The sequence below is a fragment of the Eubacterium sp. genome (assembly GCF_057858645.1).
The window spans coordinates 1-14,529 of sequence record NZ_DBLZZO010000026.1; the positions used below are offsets into that span (position 1 = coordinate 1).

General features: G+C 33.9%; 13 protein-coding genes and 1 tRNA gene. 12 read left to right on the forward strand and 2 right to left on the reverse strand.

Features of this window, described 5'->3' with window-relative positions:
• Window positions 1–936: 936 nt before the first annotated feature.
• Window positions 937–1,009: transfer RNA gene (locus tag ACZM4J_RS09505), tRNA-Lys, on the reverse strand.
• A gap of 288 nt (window positions 1,010–1,297) precedes the next feature.
• Here ACZM4J_RS09505 and ACZM4J_RS09510 point away from each other — a divergent pair.
• Entirely contained in the window at window positions 1,298–2,578 is a 1,281-nt protein-coding gene (locus ACZM4J_RS09510) for an AI-2E family transporter (RefSeq protein ID WP_489486033.1), read from the forward strand.
• Window positions 2,579–2,649: 71 nt separating this feature from the next.
• On the opposite strand, the gene trmB is transcribed toward ACZM4J_RS09510, so the two are convergent.
• Complete coding sequence (gene trmB, locus ACZM4J_RS09515) at window positions 2,650–3,288, reverse strand: tRNA (guanosine(46)-N7)-methyltransferase TrmB (protein WP_118000007.1); 639 nt, start codon at window positions 3,286–3,288, stop codon at window positions 2,650–2,652.
• A gap of 287 nt (window positions 3,289–3,575) precedes the next feature.
• Here trmB and ACZM4J_RS09520 point away from each other — a divergent pair, with 287 nt between their 5' ends.
• From ACZM4J_RS09520 to ACZM4J_RS09570, 11 genes are all read left to right on the forward strand, one after another.
• Entirely contained in the window at window positions 3,576–3,899 is a 324-nt protein-coding gene (locus ACZM4J_RS09520; protein WP_022165207.1) for a hypothetical protein, read from the forward strand.
• Between the two features lie 3 nt (window positions 3,900–3,902).
• The gene (locus ACZM4J_RS09525; RefSeq protein ID WP_022165206.1) at window positions 3,903–4,958 is read left to right on the forward strand and encodes a V0D/AC39 family V-type ATPase subunit; all 1,056 of its coding nucleotides are present in this window, start codon (window positions 3,903–3,905) and stop codon (window positions 4,956–4,958) included.
• Window positions 4,958–6,880, forward strand: coding sequence for a V-type ATP synthase subunit I (locus ACZM4J_RS09530; RefSeq protein ID WP_489486035.1), 1,923 nt, complete (start codon window positions 4,958–4,960; stop codon window positions 6,878–6,880). The genes ACZM4J_RS09525 and ACZM4J_RS09530 overlap by 1 nt, the downstream gene beginning before the upstream one ends.
• Before the next feature lie 26 nt (window positions 6,881–6,906).
• Window positions 6,907–7,329 carry an ATP synthase subunit C gene (locus tag ACZM4J_RS09535; protein ID WP_118000010.1) on the forward strand — a complete coding sequence of 141 codons (423 nt, stop codon included), beginning with the start codon at window positions 6,907–6,909 and terminating at the stop codon, window positions 7,327–7,329.
• Window positions 7,330–7,361: 32 nt separating this feature from the next.
• The gene (locus tag ACZM4J_RS09540; protein WP_022165203.1) at window positions 7,362–7,670 is read left to right on the forward strand and encodes a V-type ATP synthase subunit F; all 309 of its coding nucleotides are present in this window, start codon (window positions 7,362–7,364) and stop codon (window positions 7,668–7,670) included.
• A 15-nt stretch (window positions 7,671–7,685) separates the two neighbouring features.
• Window positions 7,686–8,258 (forward strand): V-type ATP synthase subunit E, encoded by a 573-nt coding sequence (locus ACZM4J_RS09545; RefSeq protein WP_022165202.1) that lies wholly within the window; start codon window positions 7,686–7,688, stop codon window positions 8,256–8,258.
• A gap of 11 nt (window positions 8,259–8,269) precedes the next feature.
• Window positions 8,270–10,036, forward strand: a complete 1,767-nt coding sequence (locus ACZM4J_RS09550; RefSeq protein WP_022165201.1) for a V-type ATP synthase subunit A — start codon at window positions 8,270–8,272, stop codon at window positions 10,034–10,036.
• Window positions 10,037–10,047: 11 nt separating this feature from the next.
• A complete protein-coding gene (locus tag ACZM4J_RS09555; RefSeq protein ID WP_302690222.1) occupies window positions 10,048–11,430 on the forward strand; it encodes a V-type ATP synthase subunit B in 1,383 nt (460 codons plus the stop codon).
• A 16-nt stretch (window positions 11,431–11,446) separates the two neighbouring features.
• The gene (locus ACZM4J_RS09560) at window positions 11,447–12,061 is read left to right on the forward strand and encodes a V-type ATP synthase subunit D (RefSeq protein ID WP_489486037.1); all 615 of its coding nucleotides are present in this window, start codon (window positions 11,447–11,449) and stop codon (window positions 12,059–12,061) included.
• Between the two features lie 233 nt (window positions 12,062–12,294).
• A complete protein-coding gene (locus ACZM4J_RS09565; RefSeq protein WP_489486038.1) occupies window positions 12,295–13,692 on the forward strand; it encodes a D-alanyl-D-alanine carboxypeptidase family protein in 1,398 nt (465 codons plus the stop codon).
• Between the two features lie 19 nt (window positions 13,693–13,711).
• Window positions 13,712–14,467 (forward strand): tyrosine-type recombinase/integrase, encoded by a 756-nt coding sequence (locus ACZM4J_RS09570; protein WP_022165197.1) that lies wholly within the window; start codon window positions 13,712–13,714, stop codon window positions 14,465–14,467.
• Window positions 14,468–14,529 lie beyond the last annotated feature (62 nt).

The following is a 14,529-nucleotide window of genomic DNA, read 5'->3' on the forward strand; positions in this document are numbered from 1 at the left end:
TATTCCTCTTGCTGTTACTAAGTTACATCCATTATAACAAAATAACCTTCATTGCAAAAGGAATATATAATAACATTTTATATATTAATAATATGTGTTTCTAGAAAAATCTAAGAAACCATTTGTAAATGTATGAGTACAATACTTTTCCTTCCCGTATATACTAAAGTATTGTCCGGACAAGTACATATTACTTTTATTTTTTCTAATGTAAATGGATTTTTCCTAAGTGTATGTCTTAATTTCCTAAATGGTATCAATATACGCTTAACAAAATAATTTATGAATAGATATAAGAAAATATAATCGAAAATAACATTCTTCCCACAACTTGTGGGAAGATTTGTGGGAAAGATTTACATAACATCGATTTTTTCAAACCTTTTTCCTCCTAATTTAATCTAATTTTTATCGATGTTTTTTAATGTTGATGTTGTTGTCACATTAATTTTTTAATAATGATTTTAAAACTGAAATATGTAGATTGGTAGTTATTTTAAGATTGTATTTTTCAGGGGAAAACAAGTTACTTTTATGTTTCAGAGAAGTTTCTGGTTTTATAAGTGATTTTGCGGAATGTGCCTTTAAATAAGGCAGTGCACAGCTCGATTGCACTTCGCTTCATTTCGCTGATGCGGCATTCGCCGATTACCCACCACTTCAATGAGTCACATACAGCTCGATTACACTCCGCTTCATCTCGCTGATGCGGCATTCGCCGATTACCCACCACTTGAATGAGTCACATACAGCTCAATTACGCTTCGCTTCATCTCGCTGATGCGGCATTCGCCGCATTAAAAAAAGAGAGAATGTTCTTTTCGAAATGTAAACATTTCTCTCTGAACATTCTCTCTTTTTTTATGTGACTCATTGCTTACGCACAAAGAAAAGTACCACCCCAGGCAATTTAATGTCCGAAACGGTACCCGCAAGTGCGCCTCCAGGGGCTCGAACCCTGCACACCCTGATTAAGAGTCAGGTGCTCTACCAAATGAGCTAGAGGCGCTTGTTTTGTTTTTGTCACTTCATCAGCGACAAGTGTTATTATATACTAGCCTTCACACTTTTTCAAGAGTTTTTTCAATTTTTTTTAACTTTTTTGTAATTTTTTATTATTTTGCCTTACTTGATGTAGTTTCTACCTATTATATATGAATTTATTTTACCATAAGTACAACTTTTACCCTTGTACTTATTTCATTTTATATTTATACTTAACAGTGTCAAAAAGTTATTAGCCTACTTGTGCTTGCACAAAAGTGGGAAATAAAATTGAATTTTTTAGGAGACTTATATGAGCGATAACAAAAACAAATTCGAAGGTAACAGTAGATATTTTACTATTTGCATTTACAGCACTGTAACTGTTTTGATTATGGCTATTATTATTAGAGCTGTTTTCTTTTGGGAATCAACTTCAGCCACCCTTAATACTCTGTTATCTACTTTGTCACCTTTTTTTATGGGTATTTTAATTGCCTTTCTTATTAGTCCTCTTGTTTCTTGGATGAGAAAGACTGTTTTTAAGAAATGGCTTCACATTACAAATAATGCATTAAACAGATTACTTGCAATTCTTTTTTCCTATTTGCTTGTTATTTCTGTTTTGGTAGTTGGCTTGGTTTATCTTATTCCTGAGATTATTGACAGTTTGACGCAGTTGCTTGACAAAATGCCTGATTGGGCAAACAGCATTATGGATTTTATTAATAATCTTTCAAAAAGATATCCTGATATTGATTTTAAATATATTCAGAATACCGTTACTAACGCTGATACTACTTTACAAAGTACATTAAGCAAATTCATTTCAACACTTACAACTACTATTGTTACAACCGGTGTTTATGTTGTGAAGTTTGCTATTAATTTTATTGTAGCCATTATTGTTTCATGCTACCTTATTATTGATGAAAGAATGCAGGCTCGTGGAATTAAACGTGTTGTTTTTGCATTTTTCAAAAAAGAACGTGCTGAAAGAATCTGGTATGTGACAAAACGTTCAATTAAAATTTTCAGTGATTTCTTTGATGGCAAAATGATAGACTCACTTATTATTGGTCTTTTATGTTTTGTTTCAATGATTGTAATTTCGTTCTTTGGTGTTAAAGGATTTTCCGATTGTGCTTTGCTTGTAAGCATTGTTGTTTGTATAACAAATATGATTCCATATTTTGGACCGTTCATTGGTGGTGTACCAAGTGTTTTACTTCTTTGCATTTACTCGCCAAAGAGTGCATTGGTATTCGCTGTTTTAATTATTATTATTCAGCAGCTTGATGGTAATGTTATTGGTCCAAAGATTCTTGGTGACTCAACAGGTCTTAGACCTTTATGGATTATTTTTGCCATCACTATTGGTGGATGGTTTGCCGGTGTTATCGGTATGCTGCTTGGTGTTCCATGTGTTGCGGTTATTACCGGTTTAACTGAGGATGCCGTAGACAAACGACTTAAAGAAAAGAATATAGACCTACCAATTTTAACTAATGAAAAGGTACGAAAAAATAAACCTGATAAAAAATTATGTAATAAATTAAAAGATAGATTTAAAAATCAGACAGAAAAAAAATAAATTTTTACTATATAAAAGAGGAAAGATTAAGTTTTTTGCTTAACCTTTCCTCTTTTTTACTTCCTAATAAATTATCTTTTGGCAATTAGCTTGTGTATTGGATTTCCCATTTGTGAAAATTTACTTTCGTATTCAGTCATAACATTTCCCTGCATTAATCTTTCATCATTATGTAAATCCCATGTTTGTTCTATTAATTCCCAGCCGGCTTCCGGAACCTGCTCTAATGAAAACTGGAATAATAAATCATTATCTGTTTTAAATTCAACAATACCATCTTTTTTTAGAATTACATCATAACGTTCAAAAAACTGTTTTGAAGTTAATCTTCTTTTAGCATGTCTGTCCTTTGGCCATGGATCTGAGAAGTTTAAGTAAATTCTATCCACTTCACCTTTTTCGAAAACATCACAGATATATTCTGCTTCCATTCTTATAAATCTAAGGTTAGGTACTTCAATCTCTTCACATCTTTCGATTGCTCTAATAAGTACACTTGAATATTTCTCAATTCCAATATAGTTAATGTCTGGATTTTCCATTGCAAGAGTTGTAATGAACTTTCCCTTACCCATTCCTATTTCAATTCTAATAGGGTTGTCATTTCCAAACTCTTCCTTCCACTTTCCTTTAAGTTCTGTTGGTTCATTAATTGCCATATCGTTATCGGCAATGGCTTCTCTTGAACCGGGTACATTTCTTAATCTCATGAATTTCTCCTTTTGTGTATATTTTAACAATTTTTAAAGTATTATATTCATATATTATTGTCTCTAAGGATTTTATGATTAATTGCACAATTTTTCAAGTTTTTTATTGTAATTTCTTGTAAAAGTGCTAAAGTTAAATTGTGAGATTTATTACTCATGTATGATTTTTAAATACCGGTACAAAAACCGGTTCTTTTATATTTACGGCATATTAATTTATAAAACTTCTTATATTTATCAAATGTTTTATGAATTTGTAATGCCAATCAAAATAAGGAGGACCTACTATGAGTCAGGAACTTAACAGTATTATCGACCAACTTGCAAACATTGACTCTGCTTCTGCTAAGATAATGCAGAAAACTCAGGATGAAAAAGCCAAATATGCTGACTACATTAGCAAGGAAAAGCAGGCTTTTGACCAGAACTTAGAAGATCAGGTTAATGCGCAGGTTAATGAATACGAGAAGACTCTTGCAAAGGAAAGCGAAAAGGAAATCGCTAAATATCAGGAAGACTGCAACGCTGAACTTGCCAAGTTAGAATCTGCATATAATGAAAAAACTGAATCTCTTGCACAGGAGATTTTTAACAATATTATTAAGGAGTAGTCAATGAAATCAGGAAAACTCACTGCTTACAGTGGTATGACTACCAAAATAAGAGCTATGAAGAAACGACTGCTTTCTTCCCAACAATACGAAGAAATTACAGGACTAAAAACTGTGTCTGAACTACTTACTTATCTTCAGACTTTTCCGGCATACTCGGAAGTTTTATCCGGAATTGATTCTACTCAGGCTCATCGTGGTGAAATAGAAAGTCGACTGACTTTTTCAACTTATCATGATTTTTCCAAGATTTTTCATTTTGCAGGAACGTCACAACGAAAATATTTGGAATTTTATTTTATGAAATATGAAATTGCCACATTGAAAGCCTGTATGCGTAATATTATGGACAGTCGTAGCAGCACTATACCGATGTTGGTGGACAAACACTTTAAGCGAAATTCAAAATTAAATATTGATAATTTGGTTAATTCTAACACCATGGAAGAATTTATAAGCAATCTAAATGGTTCTGTTTATGAGAAAGTAATTAAGGCGGTATCCAATTTGGAGAACCCTGTTTTATTTGATTACGAAATGTCTTTAGATTTATTTTTCTTTAGTTACATTTGGAATCATGCAGACTCATTTGTACCAAAGGGCGAGAAGAAATATTTTATTAACTCCTTTGGTTCTCAGGTTGATTTGCTTAACATATTGTGGATTTACAGAATGAAACACTATTACTCAGTTTCTCATTCTCAAATCTACTCGTTTTTAATTCCAATATATTATAATCTTGACCGTTCTAACATTAAGGCTTTTGTTGAATGTGAAAGTGATGGAGAATTTTTTGAACTTCTTAACAAATGCTATTATGGCAGAACCTACGGTTTTAATGATTATGATGATATGGAAACACAATTTGGCAGCGTTTTAAATACCATATATATGAAAGATTTTAAAACTGCCCCATACTCTTTGGCAGCCATTAATGCTTACCTACATTTGAAAAGTTTAGAAGTTGCCAAAATTATTACTGCAATGGAATGTATACGATATGGTTATGACAGTGAAAACATTGCACACTATATTAATAGGAAGAAAGGGGTGTTATAATGATTGAAAAAATGAGTTTTGTCACTCTTGCCGGTCCCAAAACTGAGATTGATAATTTGGTAGAAAATTATTTAAGCAAGCATGACATTCATCTTGAAAATGCCCTAACGGAATTTAGTTCTAACGAACAATTTACTACTTTTTCTGAAGAAAATCCTTTTAAAGCTGCACTTAACAAAAGTCACGAGTTAATGCAACTTGTTAAGGAACCTGAAAAAGCTAAAGTTTCTAATGTTGGTGTAAAGGATGCTGAGAAGTTCCTTTACAAAATTGATGACAGTCTGGCTGACGTTAGAAGTGAAATTGATGACTTAGACAAAGAAATAGAAAGTCTTAACACAGACTATGGCATTTTAGCACCTTTTAAGACACTTAATTATACTCTTAAAAGAATTTATGACATGGAATTTTTCAAATATCGTTTTGGTAGAATTCCAAAAAGCAGTTTCGACAAGTTTGAATCTTACTTAGATCCCGACATTAATGCTATTTTCATATCAACTCTTAATGATACGGATTTTGTTTATGGTGTATTCTTCGCTCCATTAGATTATTTTGATGAAGTTGAGAAAGATTTCCATAACATTAGATTTGACGAAATAGCTATACCAAAGAAATATAAAGGCTTTCCTAATGACGAATGTTTGGAAATAGCTAATAAAAAAACTGAAATAGAAGAAAAGAAAAAACAAAAAGAACAGGAAATAAATCAGATTATCGAGAAGAATAAGGATAAACTGGTTTCAGCCATTAGACGAATTGAGTCAGCTTACAGCAATTTTGATGTTAGAAAATTAGCTGCTGTAACAAAAGATTCCGGCGTTACATTTCAGGTTCTTTGTGGTTGGATGACAAGTAAGGAAGCTAAAAAGCTTTTAAAGGAAACAGACAATGACGTAAATGTTGTTTGTATTGTAAGCGATGATGTTGAGGATCACAAAACAACTCCTCCAACTAAGCTTAAAAACTTTAAATTTGCCAAACCATTTGAACTTTTTGTTCGTATGTATGGCTTACCAGGTTACAATGAATTTGATCCTACCCTGTTTTTGACAATTACCTATGCACTTATATTTGGTGTAATGTTTGGTGATTTAGGTCAGGGCTTATGTTTAGTAATCGGCGGTGGCATTTTATACAAAGTTAAGAAAATGGATCTTGCCGGCATTGTTTGTGCCGCCGGAGTGTTCTCATGTATATTTGGTGCCCTGTTTGGAAGTTTCTTCGGTTTTGAATTTGAATCAGTTATAAAACCTTTGGATTCCATGATGACACTTTCATTTTTAGGTGAGATTAACATTGTTTTAGTTGCAGCATTTTTATTTGGTTCATTTATTATTTTAACAACCATGATTTTAAACATTGCTACAGCCATAAAACAAAAGAATTTAGGGAAAGCGTTGTTTGGACCTAATGCTGTAACAGGATTTATTTTCTACGGTAGTGTGATTCTTGTTATTCTCTTATACATGACAGGTCATCCATTACCTGGAACTGCTTTGCTGGTAGTTATGTTTGTTATACCACTAATTTTAATATTCTTAGAGGAACCTTTGAAAAACATACTGGCAAAGAAGAAACCTATTGATGATTCACCGGGAATTTTTGCAGCCACAGCATTTTTTGAATTGTTTGATTACTTAATCACTTATTTATCAAATGCCTTATCCTTCCTGCGTATTGGCGTTTTTGCAATCAGCCACGCAGCCATGATGCAGGTTGTAATGACTTTGGCAGGTGCGGAAAATGGTGGCAGTGCTAATATTTTCGTTGTAATTATCGGAAACATCATTGTTTTAGCAATGGAAGGTCTTGTAGTTGGTATACAGGTTCTTCGTTTGGAATATTACGAAATCTTTGGTCGTTTCTATGAAGGAAATGGCAGGGAATTCGTTCCATATAGAAAAAGAAACAAAAAATAATTTTAAACATCAGGAGGAATTTTAATATGTTAATTAATGTTTTATTTTCAGTAGCTTTATTACTTACAATTGTTTTACCATTAGTAGTTTACTTTGTTGGAGAACAGAGTAAAGGTCGTTTCAAAAGAACAGTTTTAACAAACTGCTTAACATTCTTTGGAACTTTCCTTTTAGGAACTATCGTTATTTTCAGTAACACAGCAAGCGCCGCTGTAACAAGTGATGCAGCTTCTTCTAACGGTTTAGGTCTTATTGCCGCAGGTCTTGCAATTGGTCTTTCATGTATAGGTTCAGGTTACGCAGTTGCAAGCTCAGCTAGTGCAGCTCTTGGAGCATTAAGCGAAGATTCAAGCATTTTCGGTAAAGCACTTATCTTCGTTGCCTTAGCAGAAGGTATTGCTCTTTGGGGATTTATTGTTGCATTCCTTATTCTTACACACGTTGCATAAATTCATTTGTACACAGTGTTTAGGAGGCTTTTATGAAAATGTATTTAATCAGCGACAATGTAGACACTTTAACAGGCATGCGTTTAGCCGGTGTTGAAGGCGTAGTTGTCCATGGTCGTAAAGAGGCAAAAGCCGCAGTTGAAAAAGTTCTGGAAGATAAAAATCTTGGAATTTTACTTATAACAGAAAAATTAAGTTTTGAAATTCCTGAAGTAATAGACGACATAAAACTTAACAAGAAACAGCCTTTGTTAGTAGAAATTCCCGACCGACATGGTCTTGGTCGCCAAAAGAATTTCATTACTAACTATATTAACGAGGCTATTGGAATCAAAATTTAGAAAGGATACAGGGCTATGACTATAGAAGAAAAGATGGAGCACTTTAGAAGTATTTCCTTAGAAAGTGCCAACAACAAAAGCGCTGAATCACTTAGTAGCTACAAGGCATCTTTAGATGATGAACTGGCAATTCACAAAGAAAATGCCACTCTTTTATCAGAAGAATCTAAACGTGCCAGAATGAATCAGGTTAAAGCTAATTCAAAAAAGGAGTTAGCTTCAGCCCAAATGCTTATTAAGAAACAAATTACAAATAAGCAGTCGGAATTAAAATCCAAAGTTTTCGAATCTGTTAGGGGAAAACTCATAGCATATAGAAAAACACCTGAATATGTTAAACAGCTTGAAAACCAAATAGATAAAATCATTAAGGAATATGGTGACTTAAACATTACTATTTACATTGATCCTGAAGATTCTCATTTACTTAACGTTTTAAAAGAATCTTTTAATGTAAATATTGAAGTTTATAAAAAAGAATTTCTAGGTGGGACAAGAACTATCGTTCCTGAGAAAAATATTCTTATAGACAATTCTTTTAAAACACGTCTTATTGAAGAACAGGAACAATTTGCATTTACATTTTAGGAGGCAGTCAATTGGAGAAAACAGGAAAGATTTATGGAATTAACGGGCCTGTTGTTTATATTAAAGGTAAAACAGACTTTAAAATGGGCGAAATGGTTTACGTTAGTTCTGAAAGATTGGTTGGTGAAGTTATTGGTCTTTCATCTGAAATGACTACCATCCAAGTTTATGAAGAAACCAGTGGTCTAAAACCCGGGGAACTAATATATGGTACAGACAGTGCTATTTTCGTTACTTTAGCTCCTGGTATTTTAAATAATATTTTTGACGGTATTGAAAGACCACTTAGCGAAATAGAGAAACAGTCAGGTGCATTTATTTCCAGAGGAGTAAATGTAAACTCACTTGATATAACAAAAAAATGGGATGTACACATTACAGTAAATGTAGGTGACTATGTCTCAGGTGGTACAATTATCGCCACAACTCAGGAAACAAGAGCTATTGTTCACAAGTCAATGGTTCCACCTTACATTAAGGGAACTGTTGTAAGTGTTGTGGATGATGGTCAGTATACAATTAACGACACTATTGTAACCATTAAGAAAGATGATGGTTCTACTTTAGACCTGACTCTTACACAGAAATGGCCAATCAGACAGCCTAGACCAATTAACAAACGATTTGGTACTACTGCTCCATTGGTTACGGGACAAAGAATCATGGATACTCTTTTCCCTTTGGCAAAAGGCGGTACTGCAGCAATACCCGGTGGTTTTGGTACAGGAAAAACAATGAACCAGCATCAGATTGCCAAGTGGGCTGATGCAGATATTATTATTTACATTGGTTGTGGTGAACGTGGGAACGAAATGACTCAGGTTCTTGATGAATTTTCAGAACTTGTTGATCCAAAGTCAGGTAATCCACTTATGGACAGAACAACACTTATTGCAAATACGAGTAACATGCCTGTAGCAGCCAGAGAGGCTTCAATTTACACAGGTATTACTTTAGCAGAATATTATCGTGACATGGGCTATCATGTTGCAATTATGGCAGACTCTACATCAAGATGGGCTGAAGCTCTTAGAGAATTATCAGGCCGACTTGAAGAAATGCCTGCTGAAGAAGGTTTCCCTGCATATCTTGCCAGCAGATTATCTGCTTTCTATGAAAGAGCCGGCTATATGGAAAACCTTAACGGAACTGAAGGTTCAATTTCAATTATTGGAGCTGTATCTCCACAGGGTGGTGACTTTTCAGAACCTGTTACACAGAACACAAAGCGATTTGTACGCTGCTTCTGGGGACTTGATAAATCACTAGCTTACGCAAGACATTTCCCTGCCATTCACTGGCTTACAAGTTACAGCGAATATGCTGATGAATTAACTAATTGGTACAACACAAACGTTGGACCTGATTTTTCATCCTGCAGAGCACAGGTGCTTTCTCTTTTAAATCAGGAAAGTTCATTAATGGAAATTGTAAAATTAATTGGTAGCGACGTTTTACCTGATGACCAGAAACTTACTTTGGAAATTGCCAGAGTAATACGTTTAGGATTTTTACAGCAGAACGCGTTCCATGATCAGGATACATGCGTTCCACTAAAGAAACAGCTATTAATGATGAAAACAATTCTTTATTTATACGAAAAATCATCAAAACTTATAGCAATGGGAATACCAATGTCCATACTTAAACAAAATAACATTTTTGAAAAAGTTATTGCCATTAAATATGATATTCCTAATAACAAACTTTCAATGTTTGACGATTACAAAGTGGCAATTGATGATTTCTACGCAAAAATTATTGAGGAACAGGCATAAGGAGGTGCAACATGGCTATAGAATATTTAGGATTAAGCGAAATAAACGGGCCATTAGTTGCTCTTGAAGGTATAAAAGATGCCGCTTATGACGAAATTGTTGAATTTAAAATGAACGATGGAGAAGAGAAAAGACTTGGACGTATTATCGAAATCAATGAAGACAAAGCTGTTATTCAGGTTTTCGAAGGTTCCGAGGGCATGTCTCTTACCAATACACATACAAAACTAACAGGACACCCTATGGAAGTTGCCCTGTCACCGGATATTTTAGGCCGTACTTTTAACGGTGTAGGTAAGCCTTTAGACGGGCTACCACCTATTAACGGAGAAAAAAGAGACGTAAACGGTATGCCTCTTAACCCTGTTAGTAGAGAATATCCTAGAAACTACATTAGAACAGGAATCTCAGCCATTGACGGTTTAACAACTTTAATTCGTGGGCAGAAGCTTCCTATTTTTTCAGGAAACGGTTTGCCACATGACCAGCTGGCAGCCCAGTTAGTTAATCAGTCATCTTTAGGTGATGACACCAACGAAAAGTTTGCTGTTGTGTTTGCAGCCATGGGTGTAAAAAACGACGTTGCCGACTTCTTCAAACGTTCTTTTGAAGAATCAGGTGCCTTAGAACATACTGTAATGTTCCTTAACATGGCAAATGATCCTGTAGTAGAACGTCTTATTACACCGAAAGTTGCTTTAACTGTTGCAGAATATTTAGCTTATGAAAAAGATATGCACATTCTTGTTATACTAACCGATATGACTACTTTTGCGGAAGCTATGCGTGAGGTTTCCTCTTCAAAAGGTGAAATTCCTTCAAGAAAAGGTTATCCAGGTTATTTATACAGTGAACTTGCAACTATTTATGAACGTGCAGGTATTATAAAAGGTGCCAAAGGTTCTGTTACACAGATTCCTATTTTAACAATGCCAAATGATGACATTACCCATCCAATACCTGACTTAACAGGTTACATTACTGAAGGTCAGATTACGTTGGATCGTTCATTATATGGTCAGGGCATTTATCCGCCTATTAATGTTCTTCCATCACTTTCACGTCTTATGAAGGACGGCATCGGTGAAGGATTTACAAGAGAAGACCATCAGGATGTTGCTAACCAGCTTTTCTCTGCTTACGCAAAAGTTGGAGATGCAAGAGCCTTAGCTTCAGTTATCGGTGAAGATGAATTATCACCAACTGATAAAAAGTATCTTGAATTTGGTAAAGCTTTTGAAGCTGAATTTGTTGGCCAAGGTATGGGTGTTAATAGAAACATTATCGAAACATTAAATTTAGGTTGGAAATTACTTCATATTCTTCCTAAAGAAGAACTTGATAGAATTGATACAAAGATTTTAGATAAATACTACAACGCATTTACAGATTAGTTAGGAGGTGGCACAATTGAATTTGAATACAGTACCTACTAAGGGTAATTTAATGGCCGCCAAAAGTTCACTGGCTCTGGCACGACAAGGCTACGAACTAATGGACAAAAAAAGAAATATTCTTATACGTGAGATTATGGACCTAACAGAAAAAGCTGAATTAATTCAGCATGAAATTGATAAAACTTTTACAGATGCTTATGCAGCTTTGGAAAAAGCCAACATTGAGCTTGGCATCAAAAACGTAGAGACTTTTGCCTTCAACGTTCCACCTGAACAGGATATTCACATAAAAACACGAAGTGTTATGGGAACTGAACTTCCTCTTGTGAAACATAAAGAAGAAGTTCAAAATCCTGTTTATTCCTTTTACGGAACAACAGAATCTTTGGACGAAGCAAAATCTCATTTTGAGAAAGTAAAAGACCTTACAATTAGGTTGTCCATGATTGAAAATGCCGCCTACCGTTTGGCATACAACATTAAGAAAACACAGAAACGTGCTAATGCTCTTCAAAACATAACAATTCCTAACTATGAGGTACTTGTTAAAACTATTGAGAATGCACTTGAAGAAAAAGAACGTGAAGAATTCACACGACTAAAAGTTATAAAATCAAGAGTTCATTAATAATAAGTTTATAAGATTATTTTGAAGTGCAAATAACATAACAAAAAGTTAAGAAAAGATTAGGGTGTTTTAACATTCTAATCTTTTTTGTTTTTTTAATCTTTTCTTAATTAAGTTAATCACACATTTTTCATACTTTTTTCACTATTTTACCAGGGGGATTACTGTTGATTTTTTTACATGTTCCTAGTAAAATAATATGAGACATATAAAAAGAATTAAAGAGGATTTAAATGAAGAAATTTTTATCATATATATTATCAGTTTTTATGCTTGTTACTTTTGTGGGGCAGGCGTTTGGTGGCTGGCAAACAGATGTGTCTGCCGCTACTAAGAAAAGTTTACCAAAAGCTCCATCTATTATTGGAGAATCAGCAATTCTAATTGAACCAACAACAGGTACAATTATTTACGAAAAGGATCCACATAAGAAAATGTATCCTGCAAGTATTACAAAGATTATGACTGCTTTACTTGCAATAGAGAATTGCAAAATGAATGACACTGTAGTTTACTCAAAGAAGAATTTAGACAGTCTTACTGCTGAGGATTCTAACATTCAGTGTCAGGTTGGTGAGAAAATGAGTGTTAAGGATTGTTTATACGCATTAATGCTTTCCTCAGCTAACGAAACAGCTACAGCCTTAGCAGAACATATTGCAGGAAGTTCAGAGGCTTTTGCCAAGCTAATGAATGAACGTGCTAAACAGGCTGGTGCTACAGATACTCATTTTGCTAACCCAAATGGTTTACATGATGATAACCATTATGTAACAGCTTATGATATGGCAATGATTATGAAAGCTGCCATACAGTACCCTGTTTTTTTGGATGTAATTCATACAACTGAATATACAATTCCTGCAAATAATAAGAGAACTGAACCTTTCCAATCATATCAGAGACATAAGATGATTTTTACAACCAGTCCATATTATGACGCAGATGTAATTGGTGGCAAGACCGGTTACACAGACCAGGCTGGAAAAACACTTGTGACTTATGCAAAACGTGGAAATGTTTCACTTATATCCGTTGTGATGAAATCTAACGGTGATCAGGTTTTCGACGATACAAAGAAATTACTTGATTACGGTTTTGATAATTTTAACTACGAAAATGTATCCGAAAATGATAGTCGATTTAACTTCGACACTTCTAATGATTTTATATCACCTTTTTCTGATACAATTTCAAATATTACAGTAGACAAGAATGCATCAATTCTAATTCCAAAAGGAATTTCATTTAGCGATTTAGACACTGATGTATCTTTCAATTTAACTGATGGTTCATTTGCAACAATTACCTATAAATATGGGGATATGGTTCTTGGAACTGCAAATATTAACTATACACAGTCTAAAGACAATGATGAGACTAAAGCTGAGGAAACTACTTCAACTAATAACATAGTAACAAATGCTGTTAGTACAACTACTAAGGCTCCTGAAAAAGCCAATAATAGTAAAACAACTACAAATAATTCAAAGAAAACATCATTTAATTTTCTTCCAATTATTTTAATTGTTTTATTTATTGCAATAGTTGCTGCGGCTATCATTGCTATTAAAGCACATCAAAGAAAATTAAATAAAATTCGAGATATGAAAAGACGTTATAGGCATTAATATTTTAGGAGGTATTTATATGAATTGGGTTGCACCTATTAAGGACTATGAAACACTAGAAAATTTTAAGAAGGTTCTAAAAGATATTGATTACAAATATTATATTATGTTTGAACTTGGTATCGGTACAGGTCTTCAACTTCAGGATATTCTTACATTTAAGAACAAAGATGTTAGAGGTAAATCTGAAATCACTGTAAAAATTGGAGCAAAGAATATTGAAAACACATTTACAGTTCCTGAAGAATTACAAAAAATCATTACAGACTATACAGAAGGAAAGGATCCTGACGCTTATCTTATTTTAGGTCACAAGACACAGAATCGTCCTGTTTGTCGTGAACAGGCATACAGAGTGCTTCGTGCAGCCGGTCACAAAATTGGACTTAGCTCAATTGGTGCCCAGACAATGCGTAAGACATTCGCTTGGAACTATTATAAGAAAACAGGAGACATTTATCATCTTCAGCATTTATTTAATCACGCTTCACCATCTATTACATATAGATTTATTGGTGAAAAGCCAAACATGGAAGTTGTTTTAAAGAAAATGACACCACAGGAAAATGCACGTAGCAGATATATGTTATATCTTAACGGAAGTGGTAAAAAGAGACTTACAGATATAATTGATACTCTTACATCTATTAAAGAAGATTTTGACAATCCTGCAAACAACGATGCATTCTACGGAACAGTTGAATGTCTTCTTGATGAATTAGATGCACTTATTACTAATTACAAAGAAACAAGAGAATCAGAAAATCCATTCTAAGGAATTTATATTATATAATAATGTTGCTTGCGACATTCTACGTGCCGAGCGTGTGTTGCTTT

What these genes read in the sequence shown, in the direction of transcription:
- ACZM4J_RS09510 (WP_489486033.1), top strand. Translation starts at nt 1,298, where the DNA reads ATGAGCGATAACAAAAACAAATTCGAAGGTAACAGTAGATATTTTACT.
- trmB (WP_118000007.1), bottom strand. Translation starts at nt 3,288, where the DNA reads ATGAGATTAAGAAATGTACCCGGTTCAAGAGAAGCCATTGCCGATAAC.
- ACZM4J_RS09520 (WP_022165207.1), top strand. Translation starts at nt 3,576, where the DNA reads ATGAGTCAGGAACTTAACAGTATTATCGACCAACTTGCAAACATTGAC.
- ACZM4J_RS09525 (WP_022165206.1), top strand. Translation starts at nt 3,903, where the DNA reads ATGAAATCAGGAAAACTCACTGCTTACAGTGGTATGACTACCAAAATA.
- ACZM4J_RS09530 (WP_489486035.1), top strand. Translation starts at nt 4,958, where the DNA reads ATGATTGAAAAAATGAGTTTTGTCACTCTTGCCGGTCCCAAAACTGAG.
- ACZM4J_RS09535 (WP_118000010.1), top strand. Translation starts at nt 6,907, where the DNA reads ATGTTAATTAATGTTTTATTTTCAGTAGCTTTATTACTTACAATTGTT.
- ACZM4J_RS09540 (WP_022165203.1), top strand. Translation starts at nt 7,362, where the DNA reads ATGAAAATGTATTTAATCAGCGACAATGTAGACACTTTAACAGGCATG.
- ACZM4J_RS09545 (WP_022165202.1), top strand. Translation starts at nt 7,686, where the DNA reads ATGACTATAGAAGAAAAGATGGAGCACTTTAGAAGTATTTCCTTAGAA.
- ACZM4J_RS09555 (WP_302690222.1), top strand. Translation starts at nt 10,048, where the DNA reads ATGGCTATAGAATATTTAGGATTAAGCGAAATAAACGGGCCATTAGTT.
- ACZM4J_RS09565 (WP_489486038.1), top strand. Translation starts at nt 12,295, where the DNA reads ATGAAGAAATTTTTATCATATATATTATCAGTTTTTATGCTTGTTACT.
- ACZM4J_RS09570 (WP_022165197.1), top strand. Translation starts at nt 13,712, where the DNA reads ATGAATTGGGTTGCACCTATTAAGGACTATGAAACACTAGAAAATTTT.